Below are 25604 nucleotides of genomic sequence, written 5' to 3'. Positions count from 1 at the left end.
ATGCCACTCCCTATTTACACCATTATACTAGTAAAATAAGTATTTATGATATGAATAAATTGTTTATCATATATCGTTACAGCAAGGGAACGGATGACTCTGAAATGTTGGGAAGGAACTCTTCCAAAATTAATAAACCTGCTTTCAAAAGCTAGTTCTCCTTCTAGCTTTTGAAAACTGTTGTAAAAGCTCTTTCTTTTAAATTTATTTTCAAACAAAGATCCCCAGCCATATAGCTGTCGCAAAAGCAAGAAAAAGCAGCTTTTTCTCATCATTTGTTACTTTTTCAACATCGTCAATATCCATTTTGATAACAAGGTAGATGGCATAGCCTAAGAGAATACCAGCTCCGAATGCTCCGATGGGGCGCGTGAAGGCTGTCCAGAAAAGCAGCAATCCGACAGAAACAAAATAAAGCATCGCTGGTAATTTAGCGCCTCTTATTCCAAAAGTATCCTCTGCCCAAACAACAGAGGTCTGCTTTAGCGGAGTTGATTTTCGATCCGCATGTCTATCAGGAATATGATGGACCATCACCCAAGCCATACACCAGATTGCATTAATAAGACCATTTTGCCAAGCCCACATGGGAATCTGCTCCAGTAAAATCCAAGGTGCTGCAATTCCAAGCATCAGCATCGTTGGAAATAAACTGAGCCATTCCCCTGCGAATGGATAGTAAGCAAATTGAAAAGGCCTTAATGAATAAGACACTGCCCCCCAGATCCCAATCAAGGTTAATACTGCAAATTCTGTAAGGCCAAGAAAAGCAAACAATACCGCTATTATCAATAAGAAAAGAGTCATCCAGGTCCCTAATTGTTTCAGCATTCCTACAGACATTGCACCATTCTGTAATACACCGCTGCCTCCCGAAAGAATCCCGGGACTATGTTGATCCGTACCTGATTGATAATCTGCAATATCATTCAGGGTATGTGTCAACATGCCATGAATACATACAGCGCCAATTAATAATACAGAAGCAATTGTCATCACAGTGCCTGCTGACAAGTCCGTATAAAATAAAAGCGGTAATACCGTCGATAGAATGGTTGCCACACTGGAAAATACAACTGCAACAAGACGTAATAGCGTAATAATATTTTTTCGGGTTATAGCTGGTTGTGCTGGAAGCATTGTCATCATCCTTTTTATAAGAAATCCCTTTACATTGAATTCTTTTTTATTAGCATACTAGCTTTTCCCATCTTTTATACAGATTATGATTATAACCATTATTTTCTTCTTCACTGTAAATATTTTTGAAAGGGCGAGTAGCTGATTGCAGCCTCTGATAAAACATCTAAAACCCATAAAAATACAAAACACCTCTAATAATAGATATTCACTCTAATACTTGAGGTGCCGGGTACCTTAGCTGTCCATATTTTCCACTAGGTCTATTCAACGTTTAGCATGTGCATGGATACTCTTCTGCACTCCTTTCTTTAACTATAACAAGAAAAAGCTTATAACTCTAACCATTTTATTATTGTTCTTTGAATAACGTTTCGTTTCCGTTTATTCCATTTTGTTCTGAAAAGAATCTAATTTTCTTTCTATTGCTGCAAGCCTTTCCTCCAATTGTCGATCCTTTTCAGTTGTGTCTCTCGCTTCTTGTACGTATTCATCAATTGCCAAGCTTCCCGCATAGGTGCTTATCGCATCTCCCAAAGTAGCTAATAATCCGCCAACTAAAGCCAGCTTTAAGCTGTAAGCAATTTGGATTTCTTCTGGGTTCGAAGTATCATTATTATTTTTTTCATTCATTTGACCTCAACCTCTCGATTCAAATCATGTTCCGTGATTTATAGTATTCAAATTAGACGCTTGCCGTTAATATAATATGGAAGAAAAAACGCCACAGTACTATACTATGACGTTTTTTCATTACTATTTTCTTTTATATTTCCATAACTCCGCCAGTGTTCGCTGAAGTTACAAGTTTGGAATAACGGCCAAGCCAGCCTTTTTTCACTTTTGGCTCAAAGCCTTTCCAATTTGCTTTGCGTTTTTCGAATTCTTCATCAGAAACGAGCAGATTCATTTCACGGTTTTCAAGATCTAATTCAATTAAATCTCCATCCTCTACAAAGGCAATTGGACCGCCTTCTGCAGCTTCTGGAGAAATATGTCCAATGGAAATCCCTCTTGATGCACCAGAGAAACGTCCGTCTGTGATTAAACCAACTTTTGCACCCAATCCCCGTCCTACAATCTGTGAAGTCGGAGCAAGCATTTCCGGCATTCCAGGACCACCCTTAGGTCCTTCATAACGGATAACAACAACATGTCCTTCTTCTACTTTTCCAGATTCAATTCCTTCTAATGCCTCTTCCTGTGAATCAAAGCAGATAGCCGGTCCTTTGAAATACCCGCCAACCTCTGGATCAATAGCGCCTACTTTAACAATAGAGCCATTTGGTGCCAAGTTTCCAAACAATACAGCAAGTCCGCCCCGTTCAGAATGCGGATTATCCAGCGTATGGATAACATCCTTATCCAGGATTTCCGAGTCCTGCACGTTTTCCCGAATTGTTTTCGCAGACACACTGAGGTTATCTCCATAAAACGCACCCGGCTTTTTAAGTAATTCATTAATAATCGCACTGATTCCGCCTGCTCTGTCAACATCTTCAATATGATAATTAGATGCCGGTGCAACTTTTGCTAAATGAGGAACACGGTTTGCGATTTCATTGATACGTTCAAGCGGATAATCTACTCCTGCTTCATGGGCTAAAGCAAGTGTATGCAATACTGTATTTGTTGAACCACCCATAGCCATATCCAAAGCAAAAGCATTATCAATTGCTTCTTTTGTTACAATATCACGCGGTTTAATATCTTTTTCAATTAATTCCATTAATTGTTTTGCAGAGCGTCTTACAAATTCTTTCCGTTCTTCAGCAACAGCAAGAATTGTTCCATTTCCAGGGAGCGCCAGGCCAATACCTTCAGCCAGACAGTTCATTGAGTTAGCGGTAAACATCCCAGAGCATGAACCACATGTCGGACATGCATTTTGCTCCAACTCCAGTAATCTCGCTTCATCAATTTGTCCAGATTGATAAGCTCCTACGCCTTCAAAAACAGAAGTAAGTGAAAGCGGGTTGCCGGCACTATCAGTTCCAGCCTTCATTGGACCGCCGCTGACAAAAATAGATGGAATATTCACACGCAGAGAGCCCATCAGCATTCCCGGTGTAATTTTGTCACAGTTCGGAATACAAACCATGCCGTCAAACCAGTGCGCATTCGCTACTGTCTCCACGGAATCGGCAATTAATTCACGGCTTGGCAGGGAATATCTCATTCCAATATGCCCCATTGCAATACCATCATCTACACCGATTGTATTCATCTCAAACGGTATGCCGCCAGCTTCACGAATTGCTTCTTTTACAATTTTTCCGAATTCTTGTAAGTGGATGTGTCCAGGAACAATATCTATATAAGAGTTGACCACCAGAATAAATGGTTTCCCCAAATCCTTTGTTTTTACCCCTGCAGCATGTAGCAGGCTTCGATGCGGTGCACGATCAACACCCTTTTTAATCATATCGCTGCGTAGTTCTGCCAATTTCAATACCTTCTTTCTAAGATTTTTACTAAAAGTGTAACATTTAGAGGAAGAAACCTCTGTGCTGCTTGTTCTGGAATGCATCAGACACGCATTTCATCTAAAAAACCTTCAAAACAGATTTATTTTTCAGTCTATTTCGAATTAGAATTTTATAAATGATTTTATTATAAAAAAACATTCTAATTTTATTATTTTACTACTTATACTCAAAAATTTATATACTAAATTACAAATTTAGAGAAAAATCCTAAGATATTTCGACAATAAGTACTACAAAACGACAAAAGGAACAGTCGCAAACAATAACAACTGTTCCTTTTACACATATTGAGAGAAGGCCAAGCAATACTCAGCGCCGTACAAAACCTTCTTAAATAACACCAATTAATGCTGCAATGATTACTAATACAATACTTAGTCCCCATAACCAAGGAAGAGAATATTTGATATGGCGCCCCATTTCTAAGCCTGATAGACCAAGCGCCAGCCAAACTGCTGGTGCAAGCGGACTAACAAATGTCCCTACGATGTTTCCAATAACCATTGCATATGCAGTAGATACTGACTCTACGCCAAAACCTGAAGCAATCTGTTCCACAACAGGCAGCAATCCAAAGTAATATGCGTCTGTACTTGTTAGTAAGTCAAGAGGTACTCCTAAGAAACCAATAATAAGATGTAAATATGGCCCAACGGCTTCAGGCATGATTGTCACACCATCTTCTGCTATTGCATCCAGCATCCCTGTTCCTGTTAAAATTCCTAAAAATGTTCCAGCTGCCAAAATGATAGTTGCCATCGTCAATGCACTTGATGCATGAGCTTTAATTCTTTCTGATTGGTCTTTCATTTTCGGATAGTTGATCGGCAGTGCAAAACTAAGCCCAATCATAAATGCAAGACCAGCTGGAATGATTCCTGATACTAACAGTACTATAACACCTATTGCAATAATTGCATTTACCCAAAGTAATTTTGGACGCGCATATTGATTTTTATTGGAGAAATCTTTCTCTCCAGAATTGCTTTCACCATCTATATCTTTAGCTGTATTCTCCAATGCAGCAGCACCCTGCAGTTTTCCGTAGCGTTGTTCAATTTTCTTTTTTTCTTTAAATCCAAGAAATATCGCTATACCGATCATCAATACCATCCCAATGATTTGGATTGGAATGAGAGGGTACCATAATTGTGTAACATCCTCACCTAAAACAGATGCAGTACGTCCTAAAGGCCCAGCCCACGGAACCATATTCATGATAGCTGCACTTCCTGCGACCAAAAGAAGCAGCAAATATGGATTCATGTTCAAACGTTTATACAGCGGAAGCAGTGCTGGAATCGTAATAAGAAATGTCGACGCTCCAGAACCATCCAAATGTGCAATAGCTGCAATAAACACAGTCGCTACACTTACAGCAATAACATTCCCCCGAGAAAGCGCAACCATTTTATTGATAAAAGGATCAAACAATCCGGCATCCGACATTACACCGAAGAAAAGAATTGCAAAAATGAACATAACAGCAACATTGATAACAGTAGCAATTCCTTCATTAAAAAAAGTTCCAATTTCCCCCAATCCAAAACCAGCAAGAAAAGCCCCTAAAATTGGTATTAATACCATGGCAATAATCGGTTGAACCTTACCTCTAATCAATAAAATAACAATTGCCAGTATTGTTGCAAATCCTATTAAACTTAACATCCCTATTTCCCCTCATTTCATACTATTTATTAATCCTCGTGATTGCTAATAATTCCATTCCGTTTTGAAAGCGGTAACATTTTTTTCGATTAATAAATAAAATAGCATGAAAAAAAAGAAGGCGGAACCTTCTTTTCATAAGTTGTTTATTTCTCATATTAATCATTTTGTTCATAAGTTTCACGATGCATATATTCTCGTTCTGGTCTACCGACAGTTCCGTATTTTAATGTCGTATGAACCTCTTTCGCAGACACCAGGTATTCTAAGTAACGACGAGCCGTTGACCTGCTCGTTCCAATTTTCTTACTTAGCTCCACAGCAGTAATCCCGTTCTCTTTATCCGCTTCTAAAAGTTGTCTGATATCATTCAATGTAATCGGATCAATTCCTTTAGGCAAATTCATATTTGTACTACTGGAGTAAGATGGATAACCGGCGTTTGTAATACCTGTGAAAACGTCAATTTCACTTTGGCTTAACGTCTCTTTAGCAGAAAAAATTTTCCGGTATTCCTTATATCGCTCCAGGGACTGCGCAAAACGATCCGCATCGACAGGTTTTACGATATAATCAAAAGCTCCTCCCCTTAATGCTTCTTGAATGGTTACTGTCTCGTTAGCTGCAGTAATGGGGATTAAGTCGATTTCATGATAGAAATGGCGTATTTGCCAAAGCAGCTCCAAACCTTTTACATCGGGGATGTAAATATCTAACAGAATCAGCTGTGGACGAGAAGTGCAATTTTTAAGATAGGTAAGTGCCTCTTCTCCTGTTTTTACTACTTCCTGAATCATATAGCCTTCTACCTTCTCTACATATCTCCGATTTATTTCAGCAATTCGAAAATCGTCTTCGATAATAAGAACCTGTATGCTATCATTCATCCGAATCCCCCCCATTCTTAGGTATAATCATTACAAAACAGGCACCGCCCATTTCTCCTTCTTCCAACATGATTTGACCGCCTTGTTTTTGGACGATATTTTGTGTCAAGGCCAACCCTATTCCTCGATTTTCTTCTCCTTTTGTAGAGTATCCCTGTTCAAAGATATGGACTGCCGCCTCTTCTGATACACCCTGGCCAGAATCATCCACCTCTACCACGATATCATCCCCAATGTCAGTGAAAAATAGACTGATTTGCTGCTCCCCCTCCTGATTATCTTTTACGGATTCTAACGCATTTTCAAGCATGTTCCCAATTCCAGTAATTAATGCCTCCTGCTTGTTCCCATGGTAAGTATGATTGAGTTGACTGTCCGGGTGAATAGAAATGGTCACCCCAAGTTCATTCGCCTGATTAATTTTCCCTTGCAAAAGTCCTTGAACAACTGGATCAGCTGCATGTTGTGTTAAGATTTGCGATTGCTCCTCTTGAATATTTCTTTTCTTTTTAATAAAATCGATAGCTTCTTTGTGTTCTCCTAACTGAAGCAAGCCAAGAATGGTATATAAACTATTGGAAAATTCATGTGTTTGAGCACGTTGGGCATTTGCATACTGTTTAATTTGTTGGAGTTCCCGCGTCACATGCTCTATTTCTGTTTTTTTCCGAAAAGTAGAAACTGCCCCTGCTATTTTCCCTTCCATATAAACAGGTACTTGATTTACTATGACAATAGAGTTACCTAATATCATTTCCTTATCGTACTGGCTCTTCCCGCTTTTCAGTACTTCAGACAAACCGGTATTGGGAATCAGTTGATTTATTGATTTTCCTGAAAATTGATCAAACTGCTTGTCCTCATGAAATAAGATCTGTTTTGCTGCTTTGTTCATCATGATTATCATTCCATTATGATTAACTGCTATCATTCCTTCATGCGTGGACTGCAATATTGCTTCCTTTTGCAGTAGTAAATAAGAAATATCCTTTGGTTCCATATTGAACAATAACTTTTTTATATGGTACGCAATTAAAATGGCACCTGCAATTCCTAATACGATAATTCCTATCATGGTAAGCCATAGGGACTTACTCTGATTCGCTATAATGCTTTGGACATCCTCACTTAGAAAGCCTACAGACACTACACCGATAATATTCCCTGCGTTATCTCTTACTGGCACCTTTCCACGAATAGACAAACCAAGTGACCCCTCGCTCTGAGATATATAAGCTTCTCCATTTTGTAAAGCTCGGGTATTGTCTCCACCTATCATTTTTTCTCCAATTCTTTCTGAGTTTGGATGGGAATAGCGAATTCCCTCCTGGTTGCCTACAACAATAAATTCCGCACCAGTTTCTTCCAATATAGGAGCTACCGTTTCCTGAATGACCGAAGCAGGGTCTTTTAACTCGAAAGCTGATCTTATTTCTGGGATATTGGCAACACTTTTGGCAACACTTAGTGCACGTTTCCCAACCTGGTCTTCAATGGTGTTAGAAATAAATGAATGGAGAAACCAAGTAAAAAGAATAAAAATACCCAATATCAGCAAGGTGATCAGGAGAATCATCTTGCTTTTTAAACTCCATGTTGATTCAGGTTCAAAATTCCCCTTTTTATTTGGCTTATACGATTGAAACATATTATTAATCTCCTCGTTATGTAAAACTTGTAAGAAAGCTTGTGTATCGACAGCTTTATCCAAATCCTTCTGTTTCAAGTTTTTTCAATCTTTATACGATTCTATTATAAAGGGAAAGAGATAAATATGTCACTTTTCTATGAATATACTATCATTGTATAATCCCAGCTGCATTTGTCTAACCATTGATCGTAAATCCATTTACATTTTTATCTCTATTTCCTTCCATAAAGTGTCCCAGGCCTTTTTCTAATCTGGCGGGGAAGATATGCCATGGTATTGGTATTTGTTTTCACTTTTGTGACAATATGCACCATTCGGATGCATACTGATCTACTTCTCTCTACGCTAATTATTACGAACATAAAAAGTAACCTCTTACAACAAACTAGTTAAAGAGATTACTTTCAATTAGTTTATAATTATATACTATCCTTCCTTACAAACAAAAGGTTAAATCCCTTGTTTAAAATTTTTGCAGTCACGTTATTTTTCTCCATCTGTTACCCTTCTATATCACGCCGCTTATATCCCATTGCGCCAATAAATAACAAGAATACACTTATTCCGCATAGAATCAGTAATGCTGCATAAGATAGCTCCTCGCTTGGATAAACCGGAACATGTTCATAGATTGATAGACTTCGTACCCAATCCGGAAGCTCTAAAATATCTCCTAAATAGATTACGATAAATCCGTAGACAAGAAATAGCCATACAAGTGAAGCAGCTCTCGGCAGCCAGCCGATGAATAAAACAGCCATCCCCAATACAAGTAAAAGAGCAGGGATATAAACCATAGAAGCCCCCAGTACATCTGAAAATGACATCATATCCTCACTGACTGCCGCTCCCGCGCTCCATAATGCCACCGCCTGCAATATTGGCAGCAGAACTGCAATCAGGATAGATGGTATGAGATAAGCCTTCAGCAGCTGCATCCGTGATACTGCCCTGCTGAATACAAGCTCTGTCCGATTGGCTTTCTCTTCTCCGCGCAGCCTCAAAAAACTGATGATGACCGGCGCCGTGATAAATAATGCCATAATGCCCATCAATAAAATAATAAACTGCTCCATTACACTGCCTTCCCCCGTTAAAAAGGCCTGCATTGCTTCATTTTCTAAAAAGAAGGCTTCTAAATCACCTAATATAAGTGCAAAAACAATATTAAGCAGCAAAATGCCAATCGTCCACATGAAAATCATTGTTTTTTGTAAACGCATGACCAGTCCGACCTTTGTTTTCAAAAAGGCAGAAGCATGGACAGAGCCTGCCCGTTCAGGTAATAATCCATCTCCAATATCACGTTTTGACTGAAGGATAAATGCCAAGGTTCCAAGTCCAAGACTGCTTACTAGCAATAAACCAATTGGAAATACATTATTTTCAACAAAAACGTATGCTCTTGACAGCCAGCCAAGCGGACTGATCCAAGATAAAAACACCACATTCACATCCCCGACAGCACGTAAAAGATAGAAGAAAAATAACGCAGCAAAGCTTAATACACTCGTTCCCCTTGAGGAGGTAACGAAATGAGCAAAAAATGCGGTCATGGTGCCAAACAGCAGTCCAAAGCTGCCCAAAAGACCACTATAAAGAACAACTCCTGTAAATCCAAACCCTTCTATTTGCATAGACCCCATTGCTGCCGCAAGCAGAATAACAAATAAAATATTCACAGACAGCATAACCATAAAGGAAGCCGTCAAATAACTTAAACGCCCGACAGATCTTGATTGGACAAGCTCTAAGATGCCATTCTCCTCATCATCTCTTGTCAGCTTAGACATGAGTAAAATATTCATAACAGCCACTGCAATCGCAGAGAACAACAGCATCTCCAGTGCAAACAGGCTGCCGATTTCCTGATAATGCTCATACCCTATTCCAAGCATCGCAATCATTGCCGGGTTTTCCATGGTGATAGAATACGCTTCTCTGGACGCCTGATCCGGATACATTTCTGGATAAGCATAAGCTACGAAACAAGTCACCAAAACAAGACCTGCCAGCCACAGAAGCAATCGAAGCCGATGCTGTCGAAGTAAAATAGGAAAAAGAATTCTAGTTCCTTTGATTTGCTTTCTCATTAAGCATTCTCCTCACTGCTTCTTTCCTCATAATGACGCATAAATAAATCTTCTAATGTTGGCGGTGTACTCTCCATTTTCCGCACACCATATTTGTTTAAATAGTCGATAATCTCTTCCATATGGTCTGTATCTGCCTGAAAAGTAAATTGGCCTCTTTCTTCTTCCAGCTGATGCACGCCGGAAAGCTTTGCTAAACCTTCTGGAGATTCTCTGGTTTCCACCTGCATCTGCATCCTTGTTAAATGACGCAAATCATTCAGTGTACCTCTTTCAATGATTTTCCCTTTACGAATAATCGCAACACGATCACAAAGCTTCTCGACCTCCGATAAAATATGACTTGATAAAAGAACCGTCTTTCCTGCTTCTTTCACTTCCCTTAGTCCCTGCTGAAAGGTATGCTCCATTAGTGGATCAAGGCCTGATGTCGGCTCATCCAAAATAAATAAATCAGCTTCTGAAGCAAATGCAGCAATCAAAGCAATCTTTTGCCGGTTTCCTTTTGAGTAAGATCTTGCTTTCTTAGTCGGATCGAACTGAAATCGTTCCACCCATTCATCGCGCTTCTTTTCCGAATAACTGCCATTCATTTTCAATAAAACATCAATTACTTCACCGCCCGTTAAATTTGGCCATACATAAACATCTCCTGGAACATAAGCACAGCGCTTATGAATCTCTGCAGCATCCTTCCAGGCATCCTTTCCAAATATGGTTGCACGTCCGTCTGTTGCCTTTAACATTCCCAATAAAATACGTATCGTTGTTGACTTTCCCGCTCCATTTGGTCCAATAAATCCGTAAATTTCCCCTTTATTTAATTCCATCGACACTTGATCCAGCGCTTGAAAATCACCAAATTTTTTCGTTACCCTATCCAGCTGAAGCACAGTCATAAGAAACCCTCCCCGAAAGTTTTGAAATATTACACATTATATATTTCATAATATAGATAAAATCATCTTAGGTCAATAAATTTTGAAATATTTTTATGTTTATATTTCATTTCCAAATATGATATGATAAAAATGGAGGTGGCAAGCTATGGACGGTTTTGAAAGAAGAACATTGGTTAAAAAAGAAAAAATTTTAAATACAAGTGCAGCACTTTTTCAAAAAAAGGGTATCAAAAAGGTTTCCATCTCAAAGATAGCGAAGGAAGCAAATGTTTCACAGGTAACTATTTATAATTATTTTGAGAGCAAAGAAAAGTTATTGTATGAAGCACTTATTTACTTTGTGAATCAAACATGGGAAAAATACCATAAACTGATTGAAGAGCCGATATCATACGAAGAGAAGATGAAGCAGTTTATATTTTCTGAGGCACAAACTGTAAATGATTTACACGAGGAATTTTCCAACTATATGATGGACCAATACAAAATACCTGGCAATTTTATTGAGCACCTTTATCAAGAAAAAGCACTGCCTGCAATGATGCAGCTCGTTCAGCAAGGCAGAGATGAAGGCTTCATTGATCCTGCTATCAGCGATACCGCTATCTTCGTCTATTTGCAAATGTTTACCGATTATTTGCAAAAAGGTGACGCTATCGAACAGCTTGTTCCATTAACGGAAGAATTAATGAAGCTGTTCTTCTATGGTATTGCAGGCAGTGGAGAAATTAAAAAACCTGACTGAAAGATTTTTCATCTGACAGCCAGGTTTTATTTCTATTTAATCTTTCACTTTCGCAATAATAATCATAATCACCGCTACAACAGCTGCCGGGATAAGCCAGCCCAGTCCTTCTGCATAAAGCGGAAGAACATCACCTAGTGTTTCAACAAGAACATCCAGCCATTCAGGCAGCTCCAATTCTAATGATCCGTAAAGTGCTACAAGACCATCTATGATACTAAAAAGGAAAGTGACCGCAATGGTCGGGATGTAAACAAGGCGTGAATGATTGAAAATTGGTGACACAAATGTTAATAAAACTAATACCATAGCTAGTGGGTATAGAAACATCAGCACAGGTACAGAGTAAGAAATAATATTTTCCAGACCAAAATTAGCTACTACAAATGTTAAGATGGAAAAGAAAAAGACAAACGGCTTATAGCCAATAGCAGGGATTAAGGAATGAAAATATTCCGCATTTGCTGTAACCAATCCAATTGCTGTTGTCAGACATGCCAATATAATAATAGCTGCGAGCAAAATGGCTCCAAACGTACCAAAGTAATGCGATGCTGCACCACTTAACACAGGCCCTCCATTATCAAATACACCTAACTCTGTTACACTGGTTGCCCCTAAGTAGGATATCCCTACATAGATAATTGCGAGTAATGCTGTTGATGTTAAACCAATCTTAGTAACAGCAGATAAGATTTGATTATTATTCGTAATTCCAAAACCTTTAATAACATTAATAATAATGATCCCAAATACCAGAGCAGCTAAGGCATCCATAGTATTATATCCTTCAATAAACCCAGTAAAAAAGGCTGCAGATTGATACGTTTCGTCTGGAGATTGGATAGAGCCCATCGGATTGAAGAATGCAACTGCTAATAGAACAAGCAGTAAAATAACAAGAGCCGGCGCCAGGAATTTCCCAATATTATCAACAATTTTCGATGGAAATAATGAAAAAAGCAGTGTAATCAAGAAAAATACTCCAGTAAAAATTAATAAAACTGTAGAATGCGCTCCATCACTTACATATGGAGCAATGCCTACCTCGTAAGCAACTGTTCCTGTTCTTGGCGCTGCGAAGAATGGGCCAATGGTTAAGTAAAGTAATGCTGTAAACGCAAGTCCATAGATAGGATGAACACGGCTCGCAAGCTCTTGCAGATTATTTTTTCCAGAGAAGCCCATTGCCATAATACCGAGAAAAGGCAGCCCTACTCCGGTTGCTAAAAATCCTATTATAGCTGGCGTGAGGTTATCACCTGACAGTTGTCCCAGCTGTGCCGGGAAAATCAAGTTCCCCGCTCCAAAAAATAAAGCAAATAACATAAATGCAATTGCTAAATAATTTCCTATACGCAGTTTGGTATTCATTTTATTCCTCCTATTTCCAAACCTATAATTCTTGGAATTATCTAATTATTTAACATAATTTGACACGATTTCTATGTTACTACTTTCAAATATGAAATGCAATGGAAAGCAGGGTGAAATAGTTTATTTGGAAAAAAATTCTAAAAACATCTACCAGCACCTTATCTTTTTTTGATAGACAATCTCTCTGCAAACTTATACTATTATATATAATTATAAAGTGAAAATTCATTCAGTCAGGAAATCCTCTGCCAGGTAGACTGAGAAAACATTTACAAATTATAGTATAAAGAGGTCGATAGATTATGAAATTATCCCGTCGTGTAGAACAGCTTCCTTCCCAATTCTTTGCTGCACTTGCAGGTAAAGTAGCTGCTGCAATAGCAGAAGGAAGAGATATTATTAACTTAGGTCAAGGAAATCCAGATCAGCCTACGCCACCGCATATTATCCGCGCCCTTCAGGAAAGTGTTGAAAATCCTGTTACACATAAATACTCTCCTTTCCGTGGTACAGATGAATTAAAGCTGGCTGCAGCACAGTTTTATAAAAGAGAATATGATGTTGATCTAGATCCCGCTTCAGAAATTGCTATTTTATTTGGCAGTAAAATCGGCTTAGTAGAACTTCCTTTAGCTCTAATGGATCAGGGTGAATTAATGCTCTTTCCTGATCCAGGATACCCGGATTATCTGTCCAGTGTACCATTAGCAGATGTTACTTATGACACCTTTCCGTTATTAGAAGAAAACGATTTTTTACCGGACTATACTGCCTTAACAGATGAACAGAAAAAACTTGCTAAGCTATTATATCTCAACTATCCGAATAACCCGACCGGAGCAGTTGCAACAAAGGAATTTTTTGAAGATACCATTGCATTAGCGCAGAAAAATGATATTGGAATCATCCATGATTTTGCATATGGCGCAATCGGGTTTGACGATTATCAGCCGGTGAGCTTCCTGCAAACAGAAGGCGCAAAAGATGTTGGCGTTGAGCTATATACCCTCTCCAAAACATATAATATGGCAGGCTGGCGCGTCGGGTTTGCTGCCGGAAATAAAGATATGATTGAAGCTATCAATATTCTGCAGGATCATTTATTTGTCAGCCTTTTTCCAGCTATCCAAAAGGCTGCTGCCGAAGCATTATCAGGTGACCAAAGCTGCGTTACCTCTCTTGTAAAGCTTTATGAACAGCGCAGAAATGTTTTACTGGAAGAATGCAAACGCATCGGCTGGGATGTAACAGCTCCAAAAGGCTCCTTCTTTGCCTGGCTTCCAGTGCCGGCAGCATTTACAAGTGAAGAATTTGCGGATTATTTATTAAAGGAAGCAAATGTAGCCGTTGCAGCAGGTAATGGTTTTGGGAAAACCGGGGAAGGTTATATACGTGTCGGATTACTTGTCGAGGACAAGCGTATTCGTGAAGCAATTTGCCGTATTGAAAAACTTGATTTATTTCAAAATAAGCATTGACGAAACATGTAAAATAGGCTATTTTTAAATAATACAATTCTATAATTGCGAGTTCAAAAAATACCGTCAGAAAAGCCATGTTATAACAGAGATTGACCCCTTGTCTTCAGGGACTTTTTGAACATCCTCTATAAATAATATATCTCTTATCCAGAGTAGCTGAGGGACTGGCCCGTTGAAGCTCGGCAACCTTAAAAAGGTGCTAATTCCAGCAAGACATTTGTCTTGAAAGATGAGAGCAGAAAATAAGACCATATTTTCGGGCCTCTCTTTCAACAGAGAGGCCCTTTTTATGAATTGTGCAGATATTATATTAAAGCGCACAGATGATAACATCCCCCCGCTTAAAAATAGAAAGGCAGGAAGAACATCAATGATTAAGTTAGAGAATGTCACAAAAATTTTTCCGTCCAAAAAAGGAAAAGATGTTACTGCATTAGACAATGTAACGATTTCTGTCAATAAAGGAGAAATCCATGGCGTGATCGGCTATAGTGGTGCAGGAAAAAGCACATTAATACGCTGTGTCAATTTACTGGAAACGCCATCTAAGGGAAAGGTATGGATTGACGGAATTGATTTAACAAAACTATCAAAAGAAAAGCTTCGGCAAACAAGACAAAAAGTCGGCATGATTTTTCAGCATTTTAATTTATTAAAAACAGCTACCGTCTACGACAATATTGCAATCCCTTTAAAATTACTCGGCGTACCGAAATCAAAGATTGCTGAACGAGTTGTTAAATACCTTGAAATTGTTGATTTAGTTGAGAAAAAAGATTCTTACCCTGCTCAGCTTTCCGGTGGTCAGAAGCAGCGTGTAGCTATTGCAAGAGCACTTTCTCAGGAACCACAGGTGCTCCTTAGTGATGAAGCAACCAGCGCATTAGACCCCGAAACAACCAATTCCATTCTCGAGCTATTACTAAAAATTAATGCAGAGCTCGGGATTACAATTCTATTAATCACGCATGAAATGAACGTTATTCAAAAAATATGTGATTATGTATATGTTATTGAAAATGGAAATCTTATTGAACAAGGGTCTACGATTGAATTATTTACAAAGCCAAAACAACCGACAACAAAAAAATTCCTCAATACAATTTCACAGCGGAAATTATCTGACCGTCTGGTTAATGAATTGAAGCTGGAAGGAAAAGTTGTTCGTCTGACCTTCCTGGGCGAAAATACAGGACAGCCGCTGTTATCCAAGGTTACACAGCAATTTTATGTAGAGCCAAATATTCTGACAGCAAATATTATCGAATTAAAAAATGGAATTGTCGGTAATATCGTCGTTCATTTGATTGGTAATGATCATCAAGTAGAACAATCACTCTCTTTCTTGCAGGAACAAGGCGTAGAGATAGAAGAATTGGGGGTAAACTAATATGCAATCATTTATTGATCAATGGCTGCCAATATTTTACGAAGCAATAAAAGATACATTTCTAATGGTTGCTATTTCTCTTGCTTTCTCAGTACTTATAGGTATCATTTTAGCCATCATCTTAATTTTGACACGTCCCGGGCAACCCTTGCAAAATAAATTTGTCTACCAGTTTTTTAATTTACTAATAAATGTCATTCGTTCGATTCCGTTTATTATTCTTTTATTTTTTATGCTTCCATTCACCAAATTCGTAGTAGGCACCTCTATTGGTGTGGAAGGAGCTATTGTACCACTCGTTGTTAATGCGGCTCCATATATAGCCAGACTTATTGAATCTTCCTTGCTGGAGGTAAACCAAGGTGTTATTGAAGCATACCGTGCAATGGGGATAAAAACACATCAAATCATTTGGAATGTTATGCTTCGTGAAGCCAGACCGGCAATTGTACTGGCTTTAACCATTGCAACAATCAGTCTTATCGGGGCAACAGCTATGGCAGGCCTTGTTGGTGCCGGGGGCTTAGGTGACCTTGCATACAGATTTGGACATCTGCGTTATGAAACAGATGTGATGTATGTCACTGTTATTCTCCTGATTATTATCGTCCAAGGTATCCAATCAATCGGAAACCGGCTTGCAGCACGGATGAAAAAAGATTAAACGGAGGTAAAAAATATGTCAGTATCATCGCAAAAAGGCTCTTTTCTAGAGCATATAACTATACAGGATTCCTTTCCTATCGGACCCGAACAGCTTGAAGCTGCAGCAAAGCATACCTTACCTGAAGAAGTGTTTGGTCACATCCGTTCCGGCGCCGGCGGTGAGGAAACATTAAGAAAAAATAGAGCGGCCTTTGAGCAATATTCCATTATTCCAAGATGTTTAAGTAATGTATCTCAGGTGGACACATCTATTCGTATTCTTGGAAAAGAATATGCTTTTCCATTTATGGTGGCTCCCATCGGCCATTTAAAAATGGTCCATGAGGAGCCCGACTTTGCCATTGCAAATGTGGCTGCCTCTATGAATATTCCATATATTCAAAGCACCGTTACTGCCAGGTCTATCGAAGAGGTCTCAGAGGCTGTGCCTGAAGGACCAAAATGGTTTCAATTATATTGGTCAAGTAATGATGCTATTTCCTACAGCATGGCAGAACGGGCAGAAAAAGCAGGCTATGAAGCGATTGTAGTAACTGTGGATACAGTAATGCTTGGATGGCGGGAAGATGATATGCGCTATCAATATTCTCCCTTGAAAAAAGGGTATGGAAAAGCCAACTATGTACAGGATCCAGCTTTTCAAAAAGGACTGAAAGAAGGCCAGAATGAAATTGATTCAATTATCGAGAACCTGCATCATCCACACCTTCACTGGGACAACATAGCAGAGTTACATCAGCGTACAAATCTGCCAATCTTTTTAAAAGGTATTCTTCATTCGGAAGATGCAAAACAGGCTATAGAGGCCGGGATTGACGGGATTATTGTTTCTAATCATGGTGGCAGACAAATGGACGGGATTATTCCAAGTCTGGAAGCATTACCGGCTATCCGTAAAGCTGTCGGTCCAGATTTCCCACTGCTCTTTGACAGCGGTATCCGCCGGGGAGCAGACGTAATTAAAGCTCTGGCACTGGGCGCTGACGCAATTTTACTTGGACGCCCTTATGCATATGCACTGGCTCTGCAGGGTGAATCAGGTGTTCAAAAGATATTTGCCAACCTTGCACAAGAGGTTTCTGTATCAATGGCTTTATCTGGAGCAAAGACAGTTGAAGAAGTGAAGCAGCTTACTTTAAAAGGCTCTGATTATTCATTGTAATAAAGTGTGGATTCCTGTCAGCTCTTTTCTTTTATGAAGTAGCTAAGTTGCAATAGTCTGGAGGGGACCTATGAACAGAAAAGAAAATATATTAATAGGGATATTATTTGTAATCTCAGGTATTTTGATTACCTTTTTCCTGAATACATTCACGATGATTACAGCACTGCTTATAATTGTCGCAACAGCTGTGTACGATATTTATAAGAAGCCGACGTTTCCCAAAATTCTTTTTTATATTATTGTGTTTGGAGCATTTTCTGCTTATATCATTTTCTTTATTTAGTTTAACGAGTAACTTTGTGGTAATACGTAGGGTTACTCTTTTTTTATCCAAAAATGATAGTTTATAATTCCTATGATAGACACAAGTGGCTCTTCCAATTTTAAAATATAAATCTTTTTTTAATTTGGTATTTGTTATAGTACAAAAAAAGGACACCATCTGTTAAAGTAAAAGTTAAAGCTTCTATTAGAATCTGGTTCTATCCAGATGGATATGGTACAAGCAAAATCAGAACGTTCAAGAGGTGTTCGAAAGATGGATGAATGGTACAAACTTGATAATGCAGGGAAAATGTTTCATGCTGTATCTGAACAGACAAATTCTTCCGTTTTCCGGCTCGCGGCAGTAATGAAGGAAACGGTACAGCCTGATAAGCTACAGCTTGCACTTGATGACGTTATCAAGCGTCTGCCAATGTTTGCGGTAAAGCTCAGCAAAGGTTTATTTTGGGATTTCCTTGTTGAAAATAATGAAAAGCTTTTTGTTCAGTATGAAAACCAATATCCATGCGCACCCATTGATCCTATAGAAACAAACGGCTTCTTGATGCGTGTTACCTATTATAAGAAAAGAATAGCTGTGGAATTTTTTCACTCTGTAACAGATGGTACAGGCGCTTTAGAATTTATAAAGGCACTTATTTATCATTATCTCCTTCATCTGGGCGAAGACGTAAGTTATGAAAGCACACTAATTAACATTCATGATGAACCAAGCTATTATGAGCGGGATGACAGTTACCAAAATTACGTAACAGATGAAAAACCGCAAAAATTCAAAGAAGCATCTTCTTACCAAATCCGCGGCGGGTTAATAGATCAGACAATTGTCATCCATGGAAAAATGAGCGCAGAGAAGGTACACAAGCTTGCTAAAAAGCATGGAACAACAATTACCGCCTTTATTTCAGCACTTATTATTGCAGCTATTTATAAAGAAAGATTGAAATTCCGAGCTTACCAGGAGGAAATAAAAATCGCCATTCCTGTTAATTTGAGAAATCTTTTCCCTTCAAATACGCTGCGCAATTTTTTTGGAGTGGTCAATATTGGCATGGCGGTTACGGAAACAACAACATTAGAAGAAATTATTTCTGAGGTATCAAAGCAGCTGCGGGAAAAAGTGCGGAAAGAAAGCCTACAGCAAAGTATTAATGACCGGGTAAAATGGCAGACGAGACTAACAGCCAGGTTCATTCCGCTTCCTCTTAAATATCATGCAATCCGCTATGGTTATAGGAGTTTTAGTGAACGTACCAAAGCGATGACAATGACGAATGTAGGGAAGGTACAGCTGCCAGAAGCAATGAAGTCACATATCTCACACATGGAGATTATTTTATATCCTAGTAAAAAAAGCCCTATTAATGGAGCGATGATTGCAGTTGGAGATGAGCTTGTGATTTCATTTTCGAGAATGATTAAAGAAGCGGATATTATTCGTACTTTTTTCAGAGAGCTTTCTAAGACATTTAATTTGGAGATAGAAGTATACTCCAATGACAGCAGGTGAAAACAATGCAGCATTATTGCACAAATTGCAGTGTCTATACAAAACAGAAATATTGCCCGTTATGCAAACGTAAGCTTTCCGACCAAACAGGAGATAACGAATATTATCCTGTTTATGAAACCAAGGTCAAACGGCGCCGCTTTGCACAGCGTCTTGTCTTATTTATTGCGATTTTTGGCATTAGTACAAGCTTGTTGATTAATTTACTGACGAACCCGGAAAGGCTATGGTTTTTATATGTATTGGGACCTGTACTGTATGGTGTACTGACTATAAATCACACCTTCCTTTCCAGAGCTCATACCGGATCAAAAGTAGTCCTTCAAGTGATCTCACTCTCTGTCATGCTGTTTATTTTAGATGCAGCATCCGGAAGCTCAAAATGGTCCATTCATTATGTGATCCCGTTTCTTGTCACATTGGCAACCTTTTTTGTAACGATTATTGTGCTGCGGAAGCCAATGAAATGGCGGGAATACATTGGATATATGTCAACGATGGTCATTCTCGGCTTTCTACCCGTTATCCTATTCTTAAGCTCCTGGTCCACTGTTCTATGGCCGAGTGCAGCAACTGCTTTATATGCTCTGCTGACATTAATCGGCATGATACTATTTTCAGAAAAAACAATGAAGAATGAAATTGTACGGAGATTTCATTTCTAAATAAAGGCACATGCTTTTTTTCAATTATAAGCATGTGCCTTATTGTTTCGTATTTCATCATGGGATTTTACAGACTATTTATCATTTTTCTCCGCTTCTTGCTGAATAATTTCTAACTGCTCTGAAGTAAGTCCAGTCACTTGCGTAATTGTGATATAATCTATCTCCCGTTCTAACATTTTTAGTGCCATCTGTTTCGTGGATTCCTCCAATGCTGACTCAGCTTCAATTCTTCTGCCCTCCTCTTCTCTTCTTTTCGTCTCTTCCTTTTTTCTTTTAATTTCCGCTTCGTCTTTCTCCGCCTTCAATTCATCTTTCTGAGTTTCCAGCTCATCTTTCTGGGTTTCCAGCTCATCTTTTTGTATCTCCAGTTCATCCTTCTGAGTTTTCAGTTCTTGCATTTCCTGCTCCAATAACTCTCTATCCCGATTCATGGATTGTTCATCTAAAATTTGCTTCAGGCGTATTTCATATTCCCGGCGCTCTTCCTTTGTACGGCTTAAATCTTCCCAGACACGCATTGCAATATTTAAAGATTTATCCTCCATCGCAATCTCCTCCAATTCTTGAAAGATATCGTCATAGAAATGATTCATTCTTCTGTCCACGACTCCCAATAACAGCAACCAACGGGTTAATACATCTTCCCATGGATTCAGCTGATTCTTTTTCCATGCGGTGATTAATTTAGGGATTTCCACAAAATGAAATTCGATCATATCAGTTAATGGATATTTTTGGTGAATCTCATGCAAGCGGAAGATATTATGGTAGGAATCTGTATCATGCAACAGGTTAAAATGCATAATGTTAATGCTGATAACAGGATACAGTTCTTTATAGCTTTGCCCTTCTTTTAGCTGCTCTGAAAAAAGCCTCGACCAGTAATACAGTGCTCTGTTAATCATATTATACTTATTATTGATTTGAATTTCTATGTTGACCCGTTCTTTATTCTCTGTCTCAACGAAGATATCTAATCTAGATTTTTTATCTCCTTCATATTCGCCGCCAATTTCAATATTTTGAAAGATTAGATGCTGGATTGGACTTCTTCCTGATTTCGCTAGAATCGCATTGAGAAAAACGACAGTGATATCCTTATTTTTCTCATTTCCAAACAATTGCTTGAAAGCATAATCCACCTTCAAATCCATTAATTGATGATTTGGTATTTGAAGTAATGCTTTCTTGGTTCGTCCTTTTCTTTTTTGGTACTTGTTGTATGATTTGTAATCTTCCTGTATGCACAGAGTCGCTGTTTCTGATGAGGAATATACTTTATGGAGGCAAATTTGAGGCATAATAACACATCCTTTTATGATAATGAGGCTTTTTTCTGAGGAGAGATTATCTAAATACATTATACAGAACAAACGTTCTTAAAACAAGAAGTTTTTATAAAATAATCTGCACAGATTATCCCTCTGTATTTCCGTATGTTTTACTTAACTGAAGGTAAAACTAGTTCTATATAAGTTGAACTTATATAGAAGAATGTAAAGGAGAAATTATAAATGATTGTATTAGAAACTCATTTACCAGGAAAAAGAGGTTTTTTTCAAAAATTGAAGCCTCACCTAGAAGGACTTGGATTTCATATAGCAGGAAAAAATAATAAGAGGGAAGGCTGTTTTGATGGGATTCTTACCAGTCAGGGTGGGAAAAGACTCTATTTATCTCTTCCTTACCAAGTAATACAAGAAGAACACGGCCAGCCATCTGTTCAAATTGAATTTGGAAGACCTCTTATTATTAATCATGCTGTTCATTCAGATTTAAATTCTTTTCAGCAAAACGATTGGAAGCTGGCAGGAGAACAAGCAGTACAGCAGATTATCAATCATATTGATAATAATCTCTAGTTGAATTTCCTTCTCCGTTCTAGCATACTAAAATAAGAATTATATTCAGATTTCATAAGGAGGGGCGCTATGTATCACTTTGTGGAAGAGCAAATTAAAAAGGCAGTGTACGATGGTGAATTTGATAATTTGCCTGGTAAAGGACAGCGTTTGGATCTGCGTGATGAATTTGCAGGCTTGCCTGAAGAGGTGAAACAATCTTTTCGTATTTTAAAACGGGCAGGCTACCTTTCAGAGGAGCAGGAAAACCAAAAGCAATATATATCGCACCGCGACTTAATGCAAATTGCAACGGATGGAGAAAAGCAAGCCGATCTATCAGAAAAACAAGTGGCTTTTCAAACATTGACTAAAGAACGGAAGCTTGATAAAAGCAGTGTTTTTCGTAAATATGCTAGCAGGATTAGGCATAAATTGTTTCGATAAAAAGGGACTAACCATCCAGTTAACCCCTTTTTTAATTTACATTATACGTTCCATCTCTTTTAACAGCTCATAAGCACCTTCAGATTCATTAGAGCACACAATCATCGTCTTCTTATCGTGCGGATAATGAACTGCACGATAATTAACTCCCGGATCATATCCCATCTGAATATACTTTATTACTTCTTGATTGTCATCTAATTCCATATAACCGGAGTAGCCGTAAAAGATATTATCTTCCTCATCTACACATTCACGTGCTTGCAGTACCTCCCGGGTCATTTCCTCAGATAACAGCTGGTAATCCATCAAAGCATCCCAAAATTTAGCCATATCACGTACTGTAACATACGCACCGCCATCTGAACCGCCTCTAGCAGGAATAGAATAAATATTTGTCTTCCATTTTCCATTAAGCTCTTCTACATAGCCTAAGGCTGTCCGTTCCGGTAAACAATCCATTTCAAAATATCCTGAATCATTCATCCCCGCTGCTTTAAAAATATTTTCTTCTACAAATGAAGGAAAACTGCGGTTGGTAGCCTGTTCCACAATCAAACCTAATAAAATATAGCCGGAATTATTATATTGAAAGGAACTGCCTGGTTTACCCTGCATTTCTCTATGCTGAAAAAGCGGCAGAAAATGTTTTGGTGCTCTGACACCGTACATCGGGAATTTCTCCCACAGCAGTTCGAAGTCATCCATCACTTCCTCATCAAAATAATCAGGCACACCTGAAGTATGCGTCAATAAATGATGAATAGTAATATCCTTGTCGAAGTAAGGAAATTTCTCTGCCACACAATCTTGCAGCTTTGTTTCAAAAGAGAGTTTCCCAATTTCTACAAGCTGGGCAATAGCAATTGCGGTAAATAACTTACACCCTGAAGCAATGCCAAATCGTGTATCCACCTGATTTTCAAGCTTTTCAGCACGATTTCTGAATCCGCTGCTTCCTGTTATTATTTCATCCTGCTTTTTTGCATAGAAAGCACCTGAAAAAGAGAGTTCCTTTTGCACTTCCATCAGCTTGTTCCGCTTCTTTTCTGTATTCATTTTTGTCCCTCCTGAAATCCTTTAGTATTTTTTTATGATTTAAAAAAGGATATCAGTTAAGATGTTCATACCATATAACGAATCATATGATTTTCCTCCGTTCTGATTTAAGGTTAATATTATTATATGTTTAAATACTGAAAATTACAATATTTCATCAAGCTGTTGTTGTTCATTATAATCAAAAAAATCCTCTATTGGTTATAAACTTCAATAGAGGATTTTTATATCAACCGCCAAACTTCCTGTTAAAGTAGTAACTACAGTTTTGTAATTGAAAAAATGACCTTTACAGGATTACTTTCGAAATTTACTAATTGGTACTTAGTTTCTGCCGGCAAGAAAAAAGTATCCTCAGGTTCTAAGACAAAACTCTCCTCCATATCTACAAGGTTTATGGTCACAGGTCCGTCCACACAATATAAAGCCCCGTCTCCTTCATGGCTGTCAGGGTCCGAACAACGCGGTCCATAACCGCCTGCCGGCAGAATCATTTCACCCATATGTCCGTAATTATTGCTGGTAATAAACCTTAAAAGCATGGGATGTTCTGTTCCATGGATATTATTTAATTTTTCATTTTCACGGACTGCATATACAGACCCGGTCTTCCTTGCTTCTTCTGCATCTACCGGCCAAGCACCTATATCATCTGTACATCCTTGTCTGGATATATCTTTAATTTTGCTTTTCATATCAGGTAACTGATTATTATTAGGCCCTTTGTAGAATTTTGTTTCACTTTCTGATGGAATTACAGCAGGAGGAATTGCTTCGCTCCAGGCCTTTGGCGTTATGAAGTAAAGGATTCTCGCTTTTCCTCCAGAAAAGTTATGCCCACAGTGCCAGGCGCCCTCCGGCATATATAAACCTTCTCCAGTTTCTAAATAAGCAAACTGTCCATTCCCACTCCGTTGAACGACAGGCCCGTCCAATATATAATAAGTCTCATCCCCCGGATGAATATCCAGGGGTGCAAAAGCTCCGCCCGGTCCTAATTCGTAGATTCCCAACATAAACGTATCTGTTGAAACCATTGTAAAAGTATTATCAGAAGTGAATGCATTATCCGGCGGGTACAATGCTGTAGAGTAATCTTGTTTACGAATCAGCAATGGCCTCTTTTCATCCTTGTTAAACGGAAAGTTTTCTAATATATCTAATAATTTAGCCATTATATCTTCCTTTCCATATTAATAAGTACTTAATCTTTTGTGTACAATGTCAGAGAAACTTGTCATTAATTCTTTAGCTTCTTCAGGTGATCTTTGCCAGATATTTCTGCCAATTGCAACTCCTCTTACCCCAACATCAATAGCTTCTTGGACAGTTGTTTTCAAGTCTTCAATCGTTCCACTTTTTCCTCCACCTAATAAAATAAAAGGTACATTATAATAGTCTACCCAATTCTTCAGGACCCCTGCATCTCCCGGGTGAGGAACTTTTAAAATATCTGCCCCTAATTCAAAAGCTGTTCTGACACCATCAGATAAAATTTGTACATATTCTTCTTGGTCAGCTATCGGATTTCTTGTCAGTGGTTCTACTAATACAGGCAATTCCAATTTATGAGCTTCTTCAATGCATTGGGCAATCAGATCAACAAACTGAATTCTTTCTTTTGCAGGTCTATCCCAGAATAGGATAAGTTTTAAACAATCATATCCTTTTTTCAGAGCAGTCTCAGGGGTGAACACGAGCTTTTGAAATAACTCCCCATCTTCTTCATAGAAAATATCTGCGCATAACATTTTTGATGGTGCATTCCTTCCAAAAAAAACTTCGTCACATTGATTTGCCAGTCCGTCAGCAATTAAAACTGTATCCACATCATCACTTTTTAAATTTTTTAAAACTTGAGCTGGGTTCTCAAGTCCTTCTACGTAACCCAAAGAAAGTCCATGATCCACTGGCAATATAAATGTATTTCCTGTTTCTGGTCTGAAGATTTTTGACATGCGCAATTCAATACTCATTTTTTTAATCTCCTTATAATTATATTTTTATTTCAATGAAACTCCTAAAGAGGACAGTGGAATACTTTTTAGTTCATTACATTCACCTCCTTTCATAGAACACAAAAACTTTTAATAAAGATATAAAATTATAAATAATGAGATTTCTATTTTCAAATACCTAT

At 38.3% G+C, this 25604-nt stretch carries 23 protein-coding genes and 1 riboswitch; of the genes, 10 read left to right on the top strand and 13 right to left on the bottom strand.

The annotated features are described in order from the left end of the window. Nucleotides 1–210: 210 nt before the first annotated feature. The 8 genes from OSO01_RS12600 to OSO01_RS12565 all read right to left on the bottom strand — a co-directional run bounded on the left by OSO01_RS12600 (nucleotide 211) and on the right by OSO01_RS12565 (nucleotide 10827). Nucleotides 211–1140 (bottom strand): prenyltransferase, encoded by a 930-nt coding sequence (locus tag OSO01_RS12600; RefSeq protein ID WP_147210795.1) that lies wholly within the window; start codon nucleotides 1138–1140, stop codon nucleotides 211–213. A gap of 384 nt (nucleotides 1141–1524) precedes the next feature. Further along, nucleotides 1525–1773, bottom strand: a complete 249-nt coding sequence (locus tag OSO01_RS12595; RefSeq protein WP_147210794.1) for a hypothetical protein — start codon at nucleotides 1771–1773, stop codon at nucleotides 1525–1527. A 133-nt stretch (nucleotides 1774–1906) separates the two neighbouring features. Beyond that, entirely contained in the window at nucleotides 1907–3586 is a 1680-nt protein-coding gene (gene ilvD, locus OSO01_RS12590; RefSeq protein WP_371863299.1) for a dihydroxy-acid dehydratase, read from the bottom strand. Between the two features lie 373 nt (nucleotides 3587–3959). Beyond that, a complete protein-coding gene (locus OSO01_RS12585) occupies nucleotides 3960–5297 on the bottom strand; it encodes a CitMHS family transporter (RefSeq protein ID WP_147210793.1) in 1338 nt (445 codons plus the stop codon). Nucleotides 5298–5455: 158 nt separating this feature from the next. Continuing rightward, nucleotides 5456–6184, bottom strand: coding sequence for a response regulator (locus OSO01_RS12580; protein WP_147210792.1), 729 nt, complete (start codon nucleotides 6182–6184; stop codon nucleotides 5456–5458). Continuing rightward, nucleotides 6177–7832, bottom strand: coding sequence for an ATP-binding protein (locus OSO01_RS12575; RefSeq protein WP_147210900.1), 1656 nt, complete (start codon nucleotides 7830–7832; stop codon nucleotides 6177–6179). Before OSO01_RS12575 ends, OSO01_RS12580 begins: the two co-directional genes overlap by 8 nt. 503 nt (nucleotides 7833–8335) lie before the next feature. Then, nucleotides 8336–9928, bottom strand: a complete 1593-nt coding sequence (locus OSO01_RS12570; protein WP_147210791.1) for an ABC transporter permease — start codon at nucleotides 9926–9928, stop codon at nucleotides 8336–8338. Then, on the bottom strand, nucleotides 9928–10827 hold the full coding sequence (locus OSO01_RS12565) for an ABC transporter ATP-binding protein (RefSeq protein ID WP_147210790.1): 900 nt from the start codon (nucleotides 10825–10827) through the stop codon (nucleotides 9928–9930). The genes OSO01_RS12570 and OSO01_RS12565 overlap by 1 nt, the downstream gene beginning before the upstream one ends. Nucleotides 10828–10975: 148 nt before the next feature. Between OSO01_RS12565 and OSO01_RS12560 the strand changes: the two genes are divergently transcribed. Continuing rightward, a complete protein-coding gene (locus OSO01_RS12560; protein ID WP_147210789.1) occupies nucleotides 10976–11575 on the top strand; it encodes a TetR/AcrR family transcriptional regulator in 600 nt (199 codons plus the stop codon). Between the two features lie 36 nt (nucleotides 11576–11611). Here OSO01_RS12560 and brnQ read toward each other — a convergent pair whose 3' ends face one another. Continuing rightward, entirely contained in the window at nucleotides 11612–12949 is a 1338-nt protein-coding gene (gene brnQ / locus OSO01_RS12555; RefSeq protein WP_147210788.1) for a branched-chain amino acid transport system II carrier protein, read from the bottom strand. 305 nt (nucleotides 12950–13254) lie between these two features. On the opposite strand from brnQ, the gene OSO01_RS12550 reads away from it, so the two are divergent. From OSO01_RS12550 to OSO01_RS12520, 7 genes are all read left to right on the top strand, one after another. After that, nucleotides 13255–14430, top strand: coding sequence for a pyridoxal phosphate-dependent aminotransferase (locus OSO01_RS12550; RefSeq protein WP_186813660.1), 1176 nt, complete (start codon nucleotides 13255–13257; stop codon nucleotides 14428–14430). 143 nt (nucleotides 14431–14573) lie between these two features. Beyond that, nucleotides 14574–14669, top strand: a riboswitch (SAM riboswitch). A gap of 134 nt (nucleotides 14670–14803) precedes the next feature. Beyond that, on the top strand, nucleotides 14804–15823 hold the full coding sequence (locus OSO01_RS12545; protein ID WP_147210786.1) for a methionine ABC transporter ATP-binding protein: 1020 nt from the start codon (nucleotides 14804–14806) through the stop codon (nucleotides 15821–15823). Nucleotide 15824: 1 nt separating this feature from the next. Next, nucleotides 15825–16487 carry a methionine ABC transporter permease gene (locus OSO01_RS12540; RefSeq protein ID WP_147210785.1) on the top strand — a complete coding sequence of 221 codons (663 nt, stop codon included), beginning with the start codon at nucleotides 15825–15827 and terminating at the stop codon, nucleotides 16485–16487. A 15-nt stretch (nucleotides 16488–16502) separates the two neighbouring features. Continuing rightward, entirely contained in the window at nucleotides 16503–17651 is a 1149-nt protein-coding gene (locus tag OSO01_RS12535; RefSeq protein WP_147210784.1) for an alpha-hydroxy-acid oxidizing protein, read from the top strand. A gap of 70 nt (nucleotides 17652–17721) precedes the next feature. Further along, nucleotides 17722–17937, top strand: coding sequence for a hypothetical protein (locus OSO01_RS12530; protein ID WP_147210783.1), 216 nt, complete (start codon nucleotides 17722–17724; stop codon nucleotides 17935–17937). Between the two features lie 255 nt (nucleotides 17938–18192). Beyond that, nucleotides 18193–19449 carry a phthiocerol/phthiodiolone dimycocerosyl transferase family protein gene (locus tag OSO01_RS12525; RefSeq protein WP_156985731.1) on the top strand — a complete coding sequence of 419 codons (1257 nt, stop codon included), beginning with the start codon at nucleotides 18193–18195 and terminating at the stop codon, nucleotides 19447–19449. A gap of 5 nt (nucleotides 19450–19454) precedes the next feature. After that, nucleotides 19455–20114 (top strand): DUF6320 domain-containing protein, encoded by a 660-nt coding sequence (locus tag OSO01_RS12520; protein WP_147210781.1) that lies wholly within the window; start codon nucleotides 19455–19457, stop codon nucleotides 20112–20114. A gap of 74 nt (nucleotides 20115–20188) precedes the next feature. Here OSO01_RS12520 and OSO01_RS12515 read toward each other — a convergent pair whose 3' ends face one another. Then, nucleotides 20189–21418 (bottom strand): Rpn family recombination-promoting nuclease/putative transposase, encoded by a 1230-nt coding sequence (locus OSO01_RS12515; protein WP_186813659.1) that lies wholly within the window; start codon nucleotides 21416–21418, stop codon nucleotides 20189–20191. Between the two features lie 213 nt (nucleotides 21419–21631). On the opposite strand from OSO01_RS12515, the gene OSO01_RS12510 reads away from it, so the two are divergent. After that, nucleotides 21632–21979 carry a YugN family protein gene (locus tag OSO01_RS12510; RefSeq protein WP_147210779.1) on the top strand — a complete coding sequence of 116 codons (348 nt, stop codon included), beginning with the start codon at nucleotides 21632–21634 and terminating at the stop codon, nucleotides 21977–21979. Between the two features lie 69 nt (nucleotides 21980–22048). Further along, nucleotides 22049–22405, top strand: a complete 357-nt coding sequence (locus tag OSO01_RS12505; protein WP_147210778.1) for a DnaJ family domain-containing protein — start codon at nucleotides 22049–22051, stop codon at nucleotides 22403–22405. Nucleotides 22406–22441: 36 nt separating this feature from the next. On the opposite strand, the gene OSO01_RS12500 is transcribed toward OSO01_RS12505, so the two are convergent. The 3 genes from OSO01_RS12500 to OSO01_RS12490 all read right to left on the bottom strand — a co-directional run bounded on the left by OSO01_RS12500 (nucleotide 22442) and on the right by OSO01_RS12490 (nucleotide 25440). Continuing rightward, entirely contained in the window at nucleotides 22442–23464 is a 1023-nt protein-coding gene (locus OSO01_RS12500; RefSeq protein ID WP_147210777.1) for a serine hydrolase domain-containing protein, read from the bottom strand. 260 nt (nucleotides 23465–23724) lie between these two features. After that, a complete protein-coding gene (locus OSO01_RS12495; protein ID WP_147210776.1) occupies nucleotides 23725–24639 on the bottom strand; it encodes a cupin domain-containing protein in 915 nt (304 codons plus the stop codon). 18 nt (nucleotides 24640–24657) lie between these two features. Then, nucleotides 24658–25440, bottom strand: a complete 783-nt coding sequence (locus tag OSO01_RS12490; RefSeq protein ID WP_147210775.1) for a class I fructose-bisphosphate aldolase — start codon at nucleotides 25438–25440, stop codon at nucleotides 24658–24660. Nucleotides 25441–25604: the final 164 nt, after the last annotated feature.

Source organism: Oceanobacillus sojae (genome assembly GCF_007991515.1).
In the GTDB taxonomy this organism is placed as follows: domain Bacteria; phylum Bacillota; class Bacilli; order Bacillales; family Amphibacillaceae; genus Oceanobacillus; species Oceanobacillus sojae.
This window is presented reverse-complemented; position numbering and strand designations above follow the sequence as displayed.